Annotated in this window: 15 protein-coding genes; 13 read left to right on the forward strand and 2 right to left on the reverse strand. The window is 59.8% G+C overall.

The genetic code is table 11. The features are described from left to right. Positions 1-51 precede the first annotated feature (51 nt). Complete coding sequence (gene gatA, locus R6W86_RS05285; RefSeq protein ID WP_410328331.1) at positions 52-1,509, forward strand: Asp-tRNA(Asn)/Glu-tRNA(Gln) amidotransferase subunit GatA; 1,458 nt, start codon at positions 52-54, stop codon at positions 1,507-1,509. 22 nt (positions 1,510-1,531) lie between these two features. Further along, positions 1,532-2,983 carry an Asp-tRNA(Asn)/Glu-tRNA(Gln) amidotransferase subunit GatB gene (gatB, locus tag R6W86_RS05290; RefSeq protein ID WP_410328332.1) on the forward strand — a complete coding sequence of 484 codons (1,452 nt, stop codon included), beginning with the start codon at positions 1,532-1,534 and terminating at the stop codon, positions 2,981-2,983. Between the two features lie 384 nt (positions 2,984-3,367). Here the strand turns inward: gatB and rimO are convergent, their stop codons facing one another. Next, complete coding sequence (rimO, locus tag R6W86_RS05295; protein ID WP_410328333.1) at positions 3,368-4,708, reverse strand: 30S ribosomal protein S12 methylthiotransferase RimO; 1,341 nt, start codon at positions 4,706-4,708, stop codon at positions 3,368-3,370. Positions 4,709-5,004: 296 nt separating this feature from the next. Here rimO and R6W86_RS05300 point away from each other — a divergent pair, with 296 nt between their 5' ends. The 4 genes from R6W86_RS05300 (at position 5,005) to R6W86_RS05315 (ending at position 9,355) form a co-directional block, all read left to right on the forward strand. Then, complete coding sequence (locus R6W86_RS05300; protein ID WP_410328351.1) at positions 5,005-5,421, forward strand: PilZ domain-containing protein; 417 nt, start codon at positions 5,005-5,007, stop codon at positions 5,419-5,421. A gap of 102 nt (positions 5,422-5,523) precedes the next feature. After that, the gene (cysD, locus tag R6W86_RS05305; protein WP_410328334.1) at positions 5,524-6,474 is read left to right on the forward strand and encodes a sulfate adenylyltransferase subunit CysD; all 951 of its coding nucleotides are present in this window, start codon (positions 5,524-5,526) and stop codon (positions 6,472-6,474) included. Next, complete coding sequence (cysN, locus tag R6W86_RS05310; RefSeq protein WP_410328335.1) at positions 6,474-8,132, forward strand: sulfate adenylyltransferase subunit CysN; 1,659 nt, start codon at positions 6,474-6,476, stop codon at positions 8,130-8,132. Before cysD ends, cysN begins: the two co-directional genes overlap by 1 nt. Positions 8,133-8,338: 206 nt before the next feature. Next, the gene (locus R6W86_RS05315; RefSeq protein WP_410328336.1) at positions 8,339-9,355 is read left to right on the forward strand and encodes a nucleoid-associated protein; all 1,017 of its coding nucleotides are present in this window, start codon (positions 8,339-8,341) and stop codon (positions 9,353-9,355) included. A gap of 50 nt (positions 9,356-9,405) precedes the next feature. On the opposite strand, the gene trmH is transcribed toward R6W86_RS05315, so the two are convergent. Beyond that, positions 9,406-10,107 (reverse strand): tRNA (guanosine(18)-2'-O)-methyltransferase TrmH, encoded by a 702-nt coding sequence (trmH, locus tag R6W86_RS05320; protein WP_410328337.1) that lies wholly within the window; start codon positions 10,105-10,107, stop codon positions 9,406-9,408. A gap of 2 nt (positions 10,108-10,109) precedes the next feature. Between trmH and R6W86_RS05325 the strand changes: the two genes are divergently transcribed. The 7 genes from R6W86_RS05325 (at position 10,110) to R6W86_RS05355 (ending at position 16,321) form a co-directional block, all read left to right on the forward strand. After that, on the forward strand, positions 10,110-10,268 hold the full coding sequence (locus R6W86_RS05325) for a hypothetical protein (RefSeq protein ID WP_410328338.1): 159 nt from the start codon (positions 10,110-10,112) through the stop codon (positions 10,266-10,268). A 179-nt stretch (positions 10,269-10,447) separates the two neighbouring features. Beyond that, complete coding sequence (gene miaB / locus R6W86_RS05330; protein WP_410328339.1) at positions 10,448-11,794, forward strand: tRNA (N6-isopentenyl adenosine(37)-C2)-methylthiotransferase MiaB; 1,347 nt, start codon at positions 10,448-10,450, stop codon at positions 11,792-11,794. A gap of 524 nt (positions 11,795-12,318) precedes the next feature. Beyond that, positions 12,319-13,305: a PhoH family protein gene (locus R6W86_RS05335; protein ID WP_410328340.1), complete on the forward strand. Its 987-nt coding sequence runs from the start codon at positions 12,319-12,321 to the stop codon at positions 13,303-13,305. Continuing rightward, positions 13,302-13,775 carry an rRNA maturation RNase YbeY gene (gene ybeY, locus R6W86_RS05340; protein ID WP_410328341.1) on the forward strand — a complete coding sequence of 158 codons (474 nt, stop codon included), beginning with the start codon at positions 13,302-13,304 and terminating at the stop codon, positions 13,773-13,775. The genes R6W86_RS05335 and ybeY overlap by 4 nt, the downstream gene beginning before the upstream one ends. Then, positions 13,772-14,617, forward strand: a complete 846-nt coding sequence (locus tag R6W86_RS05345; RefSeq protein ID WP_410328342.1) for an HlyC/CorC family transporter — start codon at positions 13,772-13,774, stop codon at positions 14,615-14,617. Before ybeY ends, R6W86_RS05345 begins: the two co-directional genes overlap by 4 nt. Beyond that, positions 14,607-16,151 carry an apolipoprotein N-acyltransferase gene (lnt, locus tag R6W86_RS05350; protein ID WP_410328343.1) on the forward strand — a complete coding sequence of 515 codons (1,545 nt, stop codon included), beginning with the start codon at positions 14,607-14,609 and terminating at the stop codon, positions 16,149-16,151. Before R6W86_RS05345 ends, lnt begins: the two co-directional genes overlap by 11 nt. Next, positions 16,151-16,321 carry a hypothetical protein gene (locus tag R6W86_RS05355; protein ID WP_410327663.1) on the forward strand — a complete coding sequence of 57 codons (171 nt, stop codon included), beginning with the start codon at positions 16,151-16,153 and terminating at the stop codon, positions 16,319-16,321. Before lnt ends, R6W86_RS05355 begins: the two co-directional genes overlap by 1 nt. The last annotated feature ends 66 nt before the right edge of the window (positions 16,322-16,387 follow it).

Here is a 16,387-nt window from a genome sequence, read left to right on the forward strand (position 1 = left end):
ACGGGAACCCATCATCGGACCATCTGACGACCAGCGATTTCAGGATTCATCATGCATAACAAGTCTGTAGCAGAGCTTTCCCGCAAGCTGGAGAGCGGCGAGATTTCCAGTGTGGAGCTGACCCGGCAGTTCCTGGACCGTCTGAAGCAGGAAGACGGCAAGTACAACAGCTTTATTACCATCACCGAAGAAGAGGCCCTGGCAGGGGCCAGTGCCGCTGACGAGATGCGAGCCGCCGGCAAGGCGACGGCTTGGACTGGGGTGCCTTTTGCCCATAAGGACATCTTCTGCACCAACGGCGTTCGGACCACCTGCGGCTCGAAGATGCTGGAGAATTTCGTGCCGCCGTATGATGCGACGGTGACGGAGAAGTTCCGGCAAGCCGGCGCCGTGTGTCTTGGCAAGACCAACATGGACGAGTTCGCCATGGGGTCTTCCAACGAGTCCAGCTATTTTGGTGCCGTGACCAACCCGTGGGGGCTGTCTTCCGGTGAGAAGCGGGTGCCGGGTGGTTCGTCCGGCGGTTCGGCGGCGGCTGTTGCAGCGCGCCTGGTGCCGGCGGCGACGGCGACCGATACCGGCGGTTCGATCCGCCAGCCGGCGGCGCTGTGTGGGGTGACCGGACTGAAGCCGACTTATGGCCGGGTATCCCGGTACGGCATGATTGCCTTTGCTTCGTCCCTGGATCAGGGGGGCACTATCGCCAGGAGCGCAGAAGATAATGCGCTGATGCTCAACGTGATGGCGGGGTTTGATCCGAAGGATTCCACCTCCATCGACCGGGAGGTGCCGGATTACACGGCGACCCTGAACGAGCCGCTGAAGGGCCTGAAGATCGGACTGCCGAAAGAATACTTCACCGATCAGCTGTCTCCGGCAATGGAGGAGCAGGTTCGTAATGCGGTGAAGGAATACGAGAAGCTGGGCGCGACAGTGAAGGAAGTGTCCCTGCCGAACGCGAAGCTGGCGATTGCGGCGTACTATGTGATCGCGCCGGCGGAGGCCTCCGCCAACCTGTCCCGGTTCGATGGTGTGCGTTACGGCTATCGCTGCGAGGATCCAAAGGATCTGATGGACATGTACACGCGCACCCGCGCCGAAGGTTTCGGCGCCGAGGTGAAGCGCCGGATCCTGGTGGGCACCTATGCCCTCTCCCACGGTTACTACGATGCCTATTACCTCAAGGCCCAGAAGGTGCGCCGCCTGATCCAGCAGGATTTCGCCAATGCCTTCAAGGAAGTGGACGTGCTGATGAGCCCCACCTCCCCGTCTCCGGCGTTTATCCAGGGTGAGAAGACCAACGATCCGGTCACCATGTACCTGGAGGACATCTTCACCATCGCCATCAACCTCGCGGGGCTGCCGGCCATGTCTGTTCCGGCCGGTTTTGTCGACGGCCTGCCGGTTGGCCTGCAGATCATCGGTGATTACTTTGCCGAAGCCCGGCTGCTGAATGCCGCCCACCAGTTCCAGCAGGTGACCGACTGGCACCAGCGTGAACCTAAATAAGCCCGAGAGAGGAGACGAACACATGCAGTGGGATATCGTGATCGGGCTGGAAATTCACGTTCAGCTCGCCACCAAAACCAAGATCTTTTCCGGCTCCAGCACCGCTTACGGTGCCGAGCCCAACACCCAGGCCAACGCGGTGGACCTGGCCATGCCGGGCACCCTGCCGGTGCCGAACGAGAACGCCTTCCGCTATGCGGTGATGTTCGGCCTGGCCGTGAACGCGGAGATCGGCCGCCGCTCCACGTTCGAGCGGAAGAACTACTTCTACCCGGACCTGCCCAAGGGTTACCAGACCACCCAGCTGGAGCAGCCGATCGTTGGCCCCGGTTATGTCGACGTTGACCTGGCGAACGGCGAGACCAAGCGCGTGCGCATCCACCACGCCCATCTGGAAGAGGACGCCGGAAAGTCCCTGCACGAGGACTACCACGGCATGTCCGGCATCGACCTGAACCGGGCCGGCACGCCGCTGATCGAGGTGGTCACCGAGCCGGATATGAACAGCGCCGAGGAAGCGGTGGCATTTGCGAAAAAGCTGCACGGCCTTGTGACCTCGCTGGGCATCTGCGACGGCGATATGTCCCAGGGCTCCATGCGCTTTGACGTCAACATCTCCCTGAAGCCCAAGGGCTCCGACCAGCTCGGCACCCGCACCGAGACCAAGAACCTGAACTCCTTCCGGTTCATGGAACAGGCCATTGCCCACGAGGTAGAGCGCCAGATGGACATCCTGGAAGACGGCGGCCGCATCATCCAGGAAACCCGCCTGTACAACGGCGACCGGGACGAGTCTCGGTCGATGCGGACCAAGGAAGAAGCCAACGACTACCGTTACTTCCCCTGCCCGGACCTGCTGCCGGTGGTGATCGATGACGACTTCATCGAAGACGCCCGCAGCCGCCTGCCGGAGCTGCCGGACGCCCGCAAGGCGCGTTTCAAGGAACAGTATGGCCTGAACGACTACGACGCCGGCCTGCTGTCCGGTGACGCCAAGCTGGCCGCGTTCTTCGAGGAAACGGTTGAGCACGGCAAGGATGCAAAACTGGCCGCCAACTGGATCCAGGGCGAGTTCTCTGCCCGCCTGAACGCGGAAGAGAAGACGGTCGCCGAGTCGCCGATTACCGGTGCCCAACTGGGTCAGCTGGTGATCCGCATTGCCGATAACACGGTTTCTTCCGCCGGCGCCAAGAAGGTGTTCGAGGCGCTGTGGAGCGGCGAGAATGACAATGTGGATGCCATCATTGACGCCAAGGGTCTGAAGCAGGTGTCTGACACCGGTGCTCTGGAGGCCATGGTGGACCAGGTTCTGGCAGACATGCCGGATCAGGTGGCTCAGTACCAGAATGAGGAAGATCCCAAGAAGCGCAAGAAGATGCTTGGTGGCTTCATGGGGCCGCTGATGAAGGCCTCTAAAGGTCAGGGGAACCCGAAGCTCTTTAACGAGATTCTGGTTAAGAAGCTTGGGGGGTAATCCGTTGGCTCTGGGTCGTGGCTTTTTGTTTCGGCCCTAGCCTTTCGACCTCGGGGGAGGCCTTGGCAGGAGGCTTCTCCCAAAAACCGCTACGAGCACGTCCATGTGCGCTTGTTTCAGGCCATCCTTGGCCTTCAACATTTTTGGGAGAAGCCTCCTGCCAAGGCCCCCGGACAATCGCGAATATTTCTGACACTGCCGGCCTGACTATGCCCGTCGGTCAGATCAGCGCGGGTGGGGACGGCTTTCCAAAACTGTGCGGAGCCATGGATGGCGGAGCTCAAGCGTCACAGGGACGTGCCGCAAGGAGCGTGTTTTGGAAAGCCGTCCCCACCCGTGCGTGAACTCCCAGCCCGGAGGGCTAGGAGCCCAAGTTAAAACCAATCAAACAAGCCGAGCCCAAAGATCGTGCTCGTCAGCATGCTCCACAACGGCCTGGACGATTTGGCCAGGGACGAGGTTAGTTTCACCGTTGAGATAAACCATACCGTCGATCTCCGGCGCATCCGCCTTGGAGCGGCCGATGGCACCTTCCTCGTCGACTTCGTCGATGAGAACGTCGATGGTCTTGCCGATTTTGGCTTGCAGACGGGCCGCAGAAATCTCGGCTTGTTTGGCCATGAAACGAGCCAGGCGCTCTTCTTTTACATCCTCGGGGACGGCACCTTCCAGTTCGTTGGCCCTGGCACCTTCCACCGGGCTGTAGGTGAACGCGCCCACGCGATCGAGCTGCGCTTCGTCCAGCCAGTCCAACAGGTACTGGAAATCTTCCTCGGTTTCACCCGGGAAGCCGACGATGAAGGTGGAGCGGATAGTCAGTTCCGGACAGATTTCCCGCCACTTCTTGATGCGCTCCAGGGTCTTGCTGTCATGTGCCGGACGTTTCATGGCCTTGAGGACTTTCGGGCTGGCGTGCTGGAACGGGATGTCCAGGTACGGCAGGATCTTGCCTTCGGCCATGAGCGGGATGATGTCGTCCACATGAGGGTACGGGTAGACGTAGTGCAGACGAACCCAGACGCCCAGTTCACCCAGGGCTTCGCACAGGGCCTGCATCTTGGTCTTCAGCGGCCGGCCCTGCCAGAAACCTGTGCGGTATTTGATGTCCACGCCGTAGGCGGAGGTGTCCTGGGAGATGACCAGCAACTCCTTCACGCCGGCATCCACCAGCCTCTTGGCCTCATCCATCACGTCGCCGATCGGGCGGCTGACCAGGTCGCCACGCATGGACGGAATGATGCAGAAGGTGCAGCGGTGGTTACAGCCCTCGGAAATTTTCAGATAGGCGTAATGCCGCGGGGTCAGTTTGATGCCCTGGGGTGGGACCAGGTCCACGAAGGGATCGTGCTCTTTTTTCGGGGGCACGTACTGGTGGACGGCGCCGACGACTTCTTCGTAGGCATGGGGGCCGGAGACGGCCAGCACGCCGGGGTGGGTTTCGCGGATCTTGTCCGCTTCCACGCCCATACAGCCGGTAACGATTACCTTGCCATTTTCGTTGATGGCTTCGCCGATGGCATCCAGGGATTCCTGCTTGGCCGCGTCGATGAAGCCGCAGGTGTTGACGACAACGATATCGGCATCGTTGTAGGTGGGCACGACATCGTAGCCGTCCAGGCGAAGCTGGGTCAGGATGCGTTCGGAGTCCACCAGGGCTTTCGGGCAACCAAGGCTGATGAAGCCTACTTTGCCGCCGGTGGCGGCCGTTTCAGTTTTGTCGGTCATAGCGTTTACAGGAATTCCCGGAGCGGCATGTCGCTCCTGCAATGAATGAAAGCGCATAGTTTACCCCAGCACAGTACCGGACTGCAGCCCGGCCAGGTCGGCGGGAAATACGGATTCGGAGCCAAAACTTTGACGCTCTGCCCGGAAAGACGTCACAAATTTGCCACATCAGGCGTCAGGCATCTTGCTGTTCACATTTTAAACACATAGAATCATGAGCGCTTAAGTGTTTTTTCTGGAAGGATTTTATGGGAAAGGCAGCTTCTTTTCAGACCAGTCACGCCAGAAGAGTACAAATGAAAACAACAACGGCGAAACTCAACCTGCGAAACCAACAACGCGTCGATGTCTCTGCGGACATTACCATTGAAAAACCCGACGGCGAATGCCTGACCTGCTCTGTTGCCAACCTCTCGCGCAGCGGGGTAATGATTTCCTGCAGCGAGAAAGAGGTCAAACAATTAATACCGGATCGGAAAGCTCCGGCTCCCGGGCATTGGATTCCGGTGAAAACACGCTTCTCCGTTCCCGTTTTGCCCACTCAGCCGGTATCGATCATCGCCGAAGGCAGCATCGTCAACATGCGCCGCATTGCCCGGGACGAGTTCCATCTGGGAATTCAGTTCGCCGAATTCGAAGGCAACGGCTACGACTACGTTGACCGTTACGTCTCGAAACTCCTGGCCGAACTTCGCAAGCCTGCCGGGGCCTGAGACACAACCACTCAAACCCATTGAAGACTGGCGAACGCTATATTTTTATAGCCTGAAATTCTACCCAGGCTCCTTCTTATGCCATTGCTGGCTCTGTTATAGTTGCAGAACGTAACTGCACAGTCTCGCCAGCAATGGATGATCATGACCACATATAACCTCACGCACCTGAAACAGCTGGAAGCGGAAAGCATCCACATTATCCGGGAAGTGGCCGCCGAGTTTGATAACCCGGTGATGCTCTACTCCATCGGGAAAGACTCCGCCGTGATGCTGCATCTGGCCCGCAAGGCATTCTACCCGGGCAAGCCGCCCTTCCCCCTGTTGCACGTGGACACCACCTGGAAATTCCGGGACATGATCACCTTCCGGGACCGGAAGGTGAAGGAATATGGCCTCGACCTGATCGTGCACATCAATGAGGAAGGCGTGAAGCAGGGCATCGGCCCATTCACCCACGGCAGTGCCAAGCACACCGACGTGATGAAGACCCAGTCCCTGAAGCAGGCCCTGGACAAGTACAAGTTCGATGCCGCATTCGGCGGAGCCCGTCGGGACGAGGAAAAATCCCGTGCCAAGGAGCGGGTGTATTCGTTCCGGGATGAGCATCACCGCTGGGATCCGAAGAACCAGCGTCCCGAGCTGTGGGATATTTACAACGGCAAGATCAACAAGGGCGAAAGCATCCGCGTGTTCCCGCTCTCCAACTGGACCGAGCTGGATATCTGGCAGTACATCTACCTGGAAAATATCGAAATCGTGCCCCTGTATTACGCCGCCAGGCGACCGGTGGTCGAGCGCGATGGTACCCTGATCATGGTGGACGACGACCGCATGCCCCTGAAGGAAGGCGAAGAGCCGATGATGAAATCGGTACGCTTCCGCACCCTCGGCTGCTATCCGCTGACCGGCGCCATTGAATCCGAGGCGGACACCCTGCCGGAGATCATCCAGGAAATGCTGCTGGCCACCAGTTCCGAGCGCCAGGGCCGAGTGATTGACCATGACTCCGCCGGGTCGATGGAGCAGAAGAAGCGCGAGGGGTATTTCTAATGTCCCACACCTCGGATCTCATTGCCGAAGACATCCAGGCCTACCTGAAACAGCACGAAAACAAGGAACTGCTGCGACTGCTGACATGCGGCAGCGTGGACGACGGCAAAAGCACCCTGATCGGGCGCCTGCTGCACGACACCAAGATGATCTATGAAGATCACATGGCCAGCCTGAAGAGTGACAGCGCCAGGATGGGCAGCACCGGCGAGAAGCTGGACCTGGCCCTGCTGGTGGACGGCCTGCAGGCCGAGCGGGAACAGGGCATCACCATTGATGTCGCCTACCGCTATTTCTCCACAGACAAGCGCAAGTTCATCATCGCCGACACCCCCGGCCATGAGCAATACACCCGCAACATGGCGACCGGTGCGTCCACCGCGCAACTGGCGATCCTGATGATCGACGCCCGTCACGGCGTGCTGACCCAGACCCGCCGGCATTCCTACATCGCATCCCTGTTAGGCATCCGCCACATCGTGGTGGCGGTGAACAAGATGGACCTGGTGGATTTCAGTGAAGAGCGCTTTAGTGAAATCAAGGACGACTACCTGGCCTTTGCCTCCAAACTGGGCCTTAAAGACATCCGCTTTGTGCCGATATCCGCCCTGGAAGGTGACAACGTGGTGAACAAGAGCGAGAACACGCCCTGGTTCACCGGCCAGCCGCTGATGGAAATCCTGGAAACCGTCGAGGTTTCCCGGGACAAGAACCTGGAGCATTTCCGCTTCCCGGTGCAGTACGTCAACCGCCCGGATCTCGATTTCCGGGGCTTTTGCGGCACGATTGCCTCCGGCGTTATCCGCCCTGGTGACAAGGTTATGGCCCTGCCCTCAAGGCGCACCAGCGCGGTAAAGGACATCGTGACCTTCGATGGCAAGCTCGATGAAGCCTATATCGACCAGGCCGTGACCTTGACCCTCGAGGACGAGATCGACGTCAGTCGCGGGGACATGCTGGTCAAGGTGGAAGACGAGCCGGAAGTGGCCAACCGCTTCAACGCCAACATTGTCTGGATGACCGATGCGCCGCTGGAAACCGGGCGACTATATGACATCAAGCTCGGCCCGACTTTTACCTCAGGCACGGTCAAGAAGATCCACCACCAGACCGACGTAAACACACTCGAGCAACAGCCCAACCCGGGCCAGTTGGCGCTGAACGAGATCGGTCTGTGTGAGTTGACCCTGAACCAGCCGATCGCCTTTGATGCCTACCAGCGTAATCACGCCACGGGCAGTTTCATCGTCGTCGACCGTCTGACCAACGTGACTGTCGGAGCGGGCATGATCGCCGGTCTGGCGGACGGCACCGAATCCCTGGATCCGGTGACCGCGGAGGAGCGCGAACGCCGCCTGGCCCAGAAGCCCGTTATTATTGCCTGCAACGGCAAGCAGGCACCGGCGCTGGCACTTGCGGTCGAGCGCGCTCTGTTCGACCAGGGCAAGACTGCCGTGGTGCTCAGCGAGGAGAACGCCGGAGACGCCGACGAGCGCCGCCGCACTGCGCAGTTGCTCACCGCCCATGGGCTGGTTGCGATTTCTGTGAATCTGGGAACCGACATTGCCAATACGGCGGTGAGTGCCGAATCTGCGGAGGAGATTCCGGGGGCAGTCCAGGAACTGGTACAGGGCCTGGTTCGGAGTAAGCGGGTCTGAACAGGGGTCAGATGAAAGCTTTCATCTGACCCCGACTTCACCCCGAGCTCCGACTTTCAACTCCAGGGGTCTGAAGAAAGCCTTCTTCTGACCCCAAGTTCACCCTGCCCGCACCTCTTCCTCACCACAAGTTGCTACAATGCACAGCCCCGAGCAGCGCACCGCCCTCGGGGCTTTGTCGTTGATCAATCGGGGAACAACACGCCATGGCCATCAAACACCTACGCACCGCCTTTGCCAGCCAGTACCAGCCGGGCCAGCCCGCGCGCCTCAACAGCGGCGAGGCCCTGCAGGAACCCGGTGGCGATTACGAGGCGCTGCACAAGCAGATGAAGCGCCTGTTCAACAGCAAACCGGGCAAGAAGTACGGCCGCTTCTCCGAAGACCTGGGCGAGTGTCCGTTCAGCAGCTGGCTCAAGGATTACCGGGAGGACAAGCAGAGCTTCGGCGCCATGACCGACCGACTGTTCGGCCAGTGGCAGGAGCTCCTCACCGGTTGCCAGGAAGAGTTCGACGGCCACCTGATGATCGTCCACGAAGCCCTGGCCGACGCCGAGGTGATCTACCTGCTGATCCTTGAGACTGATAGCGCCATGCGCTTTGACGGCAACCAGGTTCTTGACGCCACCGACGTGCTCAGCCTGTCACGCCTGAACCTGGCCGTTCGCATCGAGCTGGACGACTGGCTGGGGGAGAACGGCAGTGAAAACTACCTTACCCTCGTCCACGGCCGCGGCACCGGCGAGCCGGGGGAGCTGTTCATTCGCCTGTGCGGCTTCACCAACAACGTGGACGTGGAAAAGGAAACCATGACCTTCCTGGACGCCGTGGAAGCCTTCGCCAAGACCTCCGAACCGGAAAAAGCCGGCGAAGTCCGGTCCCGCGCCTACGAATTCTGCAAGGAACAGCATGCCCTGGGCGAGCCCGTGGAAATCGAGGCTCTGTCCGGGTACCTGGACGAAAACGAACCCCAGCGCTTCAAGGAGTTCGCCAGCCAGAATGCGGAAGTGCCGGAAACCGGAGTGTTGCATCCGGACCATCGTAAAGTGAAGAAACTGGTGCGTATTGCCGGTTCCGGTGGGGGGATGAGTGTGTCGTTTTCCTCGGATCTGGTGAATCAGGCAGTTTACTACGACCGGGAGAAGGATGCGCTGACCATTACCCGGCTGCCGAAGGCGTTGCGGGAGCAGTTGCAGCGGTATCTGGAGGCTCGGGAGGAGTGACAGCGAAGGTGAAGATGAGGTCAGATGAAGGCTTTCATCTGACCCCGACTTTATGCCAGATGCGGATGCCGCTGTTTGCGCACTTCTTTCATCCACCCCACTCCATCAACCAGCTCCCCGGTCTCCGGATCAATCGGCGGGTATGGCAGGTTACGGTCATCGCAGTAGCGCTTCACTGTCGGCTGACACCAGCAGAACAGCAGGCGATTGTATTCCTCATCCGGCAGCCGCCGCTGCTCGAACATCCCCGCCAGCTTCCGCTGCCGCTGGGCCTCGGAGAGGATGATGGCGCAGGCCGAAGATACGTTCAGGGACTCCACCATTCCCATCATCGGGATCACAACATGTTCATCCGCCTGATCGGCCGCGGAGGAACTCACCCCGTCCACCTCATTACCCATAATGACCGTACACGGCACGGTGTAATCCACCTCCCGGAAATCCACCGCCCGGTCGGATACCTGGGCCGCATACAGCTTGTGCCCCTGCGCCTTCAGGTCCGCCACCGCATCATCCATCGTCGGATGGGTGTGAGTGGTCACCCAGTTGTAACTGCCACCGGCGGTCTTCCGGAACGCCCGGAAGCCCTCCTTCGGCCAGACCACGTGCATGTTGGCCAGGCCAAAGGCGTCACAGGAGCGGATGATCGCCGACAGGTTCCGGGGCTTATGGACCTGGTCAGTGAGGACACGGAGGTCCGGTTGGCGGGTGTCGAGGGTTTGTTTGATTCGGGCGAGGCGTTCAGGAGTCATGGGTGGTTTCGTTTTCTGTTCAGGTGCTCTGTGGGGAATTGTCTGGTATCAAGGCTTGGGGGCTGGCGCGGGTGGGTGGTGCTTTTCTTCCGGAAAAAACAACTCGCTTTGCTCAGACAATTTTTCCTGCAGAAAAGCACCACCCACCCCACACCGATTGAAAGCGTTGGGAACCTTCGTACTTCCAGCTTTCAGGGATGGAGATAATAGCATAGAGCCGGATAAGGAATACCGAGACAACGGTGGTTGAAGTTTAAGCACACCGTTATACTACCCAGTCCAATTTTTACCAGCGCCCTACACCACATCCGGCGCCCACACACCAGATAACGTGAGACCCATGGCCAAAAAGCTGTACATCAAAACCCACGGCTGCCAGATGAACGAGTACGACTCCGCCCGCATGGCCGATCTGCTCAAAACCGGCGAAACCGTCGAAATGACCGATTCACCGGACGACGCCGACATCCTGCTGCTGAACACCTGCTCCATCCGCGAGAAAGCCCAGGAGAAGGTATTTCACCAGCTCGGTCGCTGGAAAGGCCTGAAGAGCAAAAAGCCGGACCTGATTATCGGCGTTGGCGGCTGCGTCGCCAGCCAGGAAGGTCAGGCCATCATCGACCGCGCGCCCTACGTGGACATGGTCTTTGGCCCCCAGACCCTGCACCGCCTGCCGGACATGATCAGCGAAGTGCGTATGAAGGGTAATGGCGTCGGCGTGGTGGACGTCAGCTTCCCGGAAATCGAGAAATTCGACAACCTGCCCGAGCCGGGCGCCAACGGCCCCTCTGCGTTTGTATCCATCATGGAAGGCTGCAGCAAATACTGCACCTTCTGTGTGGTGCCTTACACCCGCGGCGAGGAAGTCAGCCGCCCGGTGGATGACGTGATCGCAGAAGTCGCTCACCTGGCCGGCCAGGGCGTTCGGGAAGTGAACCTGCTCGGGCAGAACGTCAACGCCTATCGCGGCGAGACCCACGACGGCGATGTCATGGACCTGGCCGAGCTGATCGAATTGATCGCCACCATCGACGGCATCGACCGCATCCGCTACACCACCTCCCACCCGGTGGAGTTCTCGGATGCCCTGATCGACGTCTACGAGAAAGTGCCGGAGCTGGTCAGCCACCTGCACCTGCCGGTCCAAAGCGGTTCCGACCGCATCCTGGCAGCCATGAAGCGCGGCCACACGGCCCTGGAGTACAAATCCAAGCTCCGCCGCCTGCGCAAGATCCGCCCGGACATCAGCTTCTCCTCGGACTTCATCGTGGGGTTCCCGGGTGAGAACGACAGGGACTTCGAGGACACCATGAAGCTGATCAACGACATCGGCTTCGACGTGTCCTTCAGCTTTGTCTACAGCGCGCGCCCGGGCACCCCGGCCTCCGATCTGCCGGACGACACACCCATGGACGTGAAGAAGGAGCGCCTGGCGATCCTGCAGCAGCGGATCAACCAGCAGGCGATGGACATCAGCCGCAAGATGGTGGGCACCACCCAGCGGATCCTGGTGACCGGCCTGTCCAAGAAAGATCCCGGGGAGTATGCGGGGCGCACGGAGAACAACCGTATTGTGAACTTCCGGCACGTTAATCCGGAGGTGGTCGGGCACTTTATTGACGTCGAGATTGTGGAGGCTTATCCCAATTCTCTGCGGGGTGTGCCCGTGGACTCGGAGTTGCATTAAAGCTCGGGACGCATCCGTTTTAGGTTTGGCGTTGTATTCGGCCTGGGATCGTATTCGTCTGGGGGTTTGGAGTTGGGCGAGTGGTGGGTAAGCCCTCCCCAAAACCGCTACGAGCACGTCCATGTGCGCTTGTTTCAGGCCATCCCTGGCCTTCAACATTTTGGGGAGGGCTTACCCACCACTCTCCGCAGGCAGCACAGTCGCATGCAAGTCATCAGCTAAGCTGAATTATTTAAGGGTCAGGTAAAGCACAGGGGTCAGATGAAAGCCTTCATCTGACCCCAACTTCAAACCGGCCCCAAAGCCCGCCACTTGTTTTTCATCCAACGGGCCTGCAAATAGTCAGAAGGTCCGGGGCTGGCGGGGCTTCCCAAAAACGTGGAGCGCCAGGGATGGCGCGACCGAGCCCTACAGGGACGTACTTGCGGGCGCTTTTTGGGAAGCCCCGCCAGCCCCGGGCCCAAAACCGGACTCTGAAACACGTGCTCCCTGAAACCGGGGGAGTAAACCAATACGGAGCAAGATTGAACACACACGACACAAGACAATTCGACCTGCACCCGGTAGACCAGCGCCGCCTGGGTACCCTGTGCGGCCAGTTCGATGAAAACCTGAAGATGATCGAAAAACGCCTTCAGGTAAAAGTCGGCCGCCGGGGCCATCATTTCCGCGTCGAGGGTGAAACCGAACATGTCGCCGCCGCGGTGGAGGTGATCCGCCACCTGTACCGGGAAACCGAGGCTAGCGACGATATCCCGCCGGATACCGTGCACCTGTTCATCCGGGAGACCGGCATCGAGCGCCTCCCTGATGACGTGCCTTATGATGAAGGCCAGGTGACGGTCATCAAGACCCCCAAGTTGACCGCCAAGCCCCGGGGCCGGAACCAGCAGAAGTATGTGCACAACATCCGCACCCACGATCTGAACTTCGGTATCGGCCCGGCTGGTACCGGCAAGACCTGGCTGGCCGTGGCCTGTGCGGTGGAAGCGCTGAAGGATGAGCAGGTGAAACGCATCCTGCTGGTTCGTCCGGCGGTAGAAGCAGGTGAGAAACTGGGCTTTCTGCCCGGGGACCTGGCCCAGAAGGTGGACCCTTACCTGCGTCCTCTGTACGACGCCCTCTATGAAATGCTCGGTTTTGACCAGGTCACCCGCCTGATCGAAAAAAGCGTGATCGAGATCGCGCCGCTGGCGTTCATGCGGGGCCGGACGCTGAACAACTCGTTCATCATCCTGGACGAGAGCCAGAACACCACCCGGGAGCAGATGAAGATGTTCCTGACCCGGATCGGTTTTGGTTCCACCGCGGTGATCACCGGCGACACCACCCAGGTGGACCTGCCCCGTGGGCAGAATTCGGGACTGATCCATGCCGCCAATGTGCTGAGCAAGGTTTCCGGCATCGGTTTTACCCGCTTCGATGCCAAAGACGTGGTCCGCCACCCGCTGGTACAGCGGATTGTCGAGGCCTACGATTCGTTTGATGACGGGAGTGCCACAGGCCAGTGAGCGAGCTGACGGTTGATTTCCAGAACGTTTATGACGGCGAGGGCGTGCCTGACGAGGCCCTGTTCCAGAAATGGGCACAGGCGGCCTGGCTGGGCGAGCATCCGTCCGAGGTGACGATCCGTATAGTTGGTGCCCTTGAGAGCCAGGAGCTGAATCACGAGTATCGTGGCAAGGACAAACCGACCAATGTATTGTCCTTCCCATTTGAGCCGCCAGCGGGTATAACGGTCCCATTGGCGGGAGATCTCGTTATTTGTGCGCCGGTTGTTGAAAAAGAGGCCGGCGAACAGCATAAAACGATCGAAACGCACTGGGCCCATATGGTGGTGCACGGCATGCTGCACCTGCAGGGCTACGATCATATCGAAGATGAAGATGCCGAGGTCATGGAAGGCCTCGAGATCCGGCTGCTGAAACAGCTCGGATACGATAACCCCTACGAAGCAGAGGAAACGGAACAAGACTCATGAGCGACGATCAGTCGAGTCGCAGTCAGGGCAGCAAGTCCTGGCTGGAGCGTATATCACAGGCCTTGTCCAGCGGGCCTGAGTCCGTCGAGGACGTGCTGGAAATCCTGCGGGACGCGGAGTCCCAGAACATCATCGATGTCGATGCCATGAGCATCATCGAAGGTGCCATGCAGGTGATCGACATGCGGGTCGATGAAATCATGATCCCCCGCTCCCAGATGGTCACCGTGAAAGCCTCCCAGGAGCCAAAGGAATTCCTCGGGGAAATCATTTCTTCTGCCCACAGCCGTTTCCCCGTCATCGGCGACAGCCAGGATGATGTGATCGGCATCCTGCTGGCCAAGGATCTGCTACCCCTGGCCATGAACAATGAACTGAACTGGAACCGCATCCGGGAAATCCTGCGCCCGCCCAATTTCGTGCCCGAGAGCAAGCGCCTGAACCAGCTGCTCAAGGAGTTCAAGGAGAACCGCAACCACATGGCCATCGTGGTGGACGAGTACGGCGGCACCGCCGGCCTGATAACCATCGAGGATGTGCTGGAGCAGATTGTTGGCGAGATCGAGGACGAGCACGACTTCGATGAAGAGACCAACATCAAGGCCCGGGGCGATGATTCCTTTGCGGTCAAGGCGGTCACGCCCGTGGACGATTTTAACGAATTCTTCCAGACCGAACTGGACGAGGAAGAGTTCGACACCATCGGCGGCGTGGTTCTGAAAGAATTCGGTCACCTGCCCAGGCGCGGTGAAACGGTTGAATTCGGCGGCTTGCAGTTTACTATTGCCAACGCCGATAACCGTGTCATTCGTCTGTTGCAGGTAACCCGAAGTGAGCAGTAACGCCACCCGCACTACTCTGAGTACCCCACTGAACGGAAATCCCTGGCTAGGCGCCCTGACCCTCGTGGTTGCAGGTGCGCTCCAGACCCTGACCTTCGCCCCGTTCAATCTGTGGTGGCTGGGGCCTGTGTCGGTGCTCCTGATCCTGTTGGTCACCATTCCCGCCGCCCACGGCCAACTATTCCGGGCCGGCTGGTTTACCGGCCTGGGCCTGTTTGCCACCGGCGCCAGCTGGGTCTACATCAGCATCAGCGAATACGGCAACACTTCCATTCCGATCGCCATCCTGCTGACGGTACTGTTCGTCATGGGGCTGGCACTGTTTCACGCCCTGGCATACTGGTTCTGGGGCAAACTGGCAAAAGAAAGCGCGGTACGCCGCCTGGTTCTGTTCCCGGCTATCTGGATCCTCGGTGACTGGCTGCGGGGCTGGCTGCTGACCGGCTTTCCCTGGCTGTACCTGGGCACCGCCCATACCGATGGCCCCCTCGCCGGGCTGGCGCCCGTGACCGGCGTGCACGGGGTTACCTTCTGGGTGACGGTCACCGGCGTTGCCGCCTATGCCGCCGGCTGGTTGTTCCTGCGTGAGCGCCGGACCATGGCTGGTCTGGCCTTGGTTCTTGCACTGATCCCCTGGGTTGCGGCCCCGGCCATGAACCGGATTGACTGGACCGAGGTCAGCGAGCAGCCCACCACCTTCGCCGCCATGCAGGGCAACATTCCCCAACAGGTGAAGTGGGATCCCGACTTCCTCCGGGATCAGATCGTTACCTACCTGACCTTGACCGAAGATCACTGGGACACCGACCTGATTCTCTGGCCGGAGACCGCCATCCCGCTCACCCAGGACCAGGCCGGCAAGATCATCGAGCATATCGATGGGGAACTGGGAGAAAACAGCACTCTGATCACCGGCATTCCCTGGTACGGCTTCAGTGATCGGATCGAGGACTTTACCTACCACAACAGCATCATGGCCATCGGCAACGGTGGTGGCATGTACCACAAGCAGAAGCTGGTGCCCTTTGGCGAGTATGTACCGCTGCAAGGCCTGCTGCGCGGCCTGATCGGCTTCTTCGACCTGCCCATGAGCAGCTTCAGCAAGGGCCCGGAGTGGCAGGAGCCACTGACCGCCAATGGCATCAATGTGATGCCGTTTATCTGCTACGAAGTGGCCTATCCGGACTTTGTCGCCTTTAACAGCCGTGATGCTGGCCTGCTGCTGACCATCAGTAACGACGGCTGGTTCGGCGACTCTATCGGCCCCCTGCAACACCTGCAGATCGCCCGCATGCGTGCCCTGGAAACCGGCCGCTACATGCTGCGCGGCACCAACAACGGGGCGACGGCGATCATCAACGAGAAGGGTGAGATTACCGAGCGGATTCCGCAGTTCGAGCGGGCGACGCTGACGGGGGAGGTGTTTACCGCGACCGGGAGTACACCGTATATGCAGACGGGGTCGTGGCCGGTGTTGACCCTGGCGGCGATTCTGATTGTGTTTGTGCGGGAGCGGGTGATTCCCAAGAGCTAGTGTCCCGTCTGGTTAATTCGCTGACCTACTGCGTGGCGCTGGGGACCCTGGCCAAGGCGCCAGTACGCAGGTGTGGTGGTTCCACATCAAGTGCTGGCAACACCGGTCAGGGGCCCCAGCGCCGCGCCCTTCGGGAGCCACTGAGAGCCTTGATAGCTGCGTTGCGCTGACTCGATTTGGAACCACCAAACCTTCGCCATCGCGCCTTGCTCTCAAGGCTCTCAGTGGCTCAGTAG

The sequence above is a fragment of the Marinobacter sp. genome, assembly GCF_046484525.1.
GTDB lineage: Bacteria > Pseudomonadota > Gammaproteobacteria > Pseudomonadales > Oleiphilaceae > Marinobacter.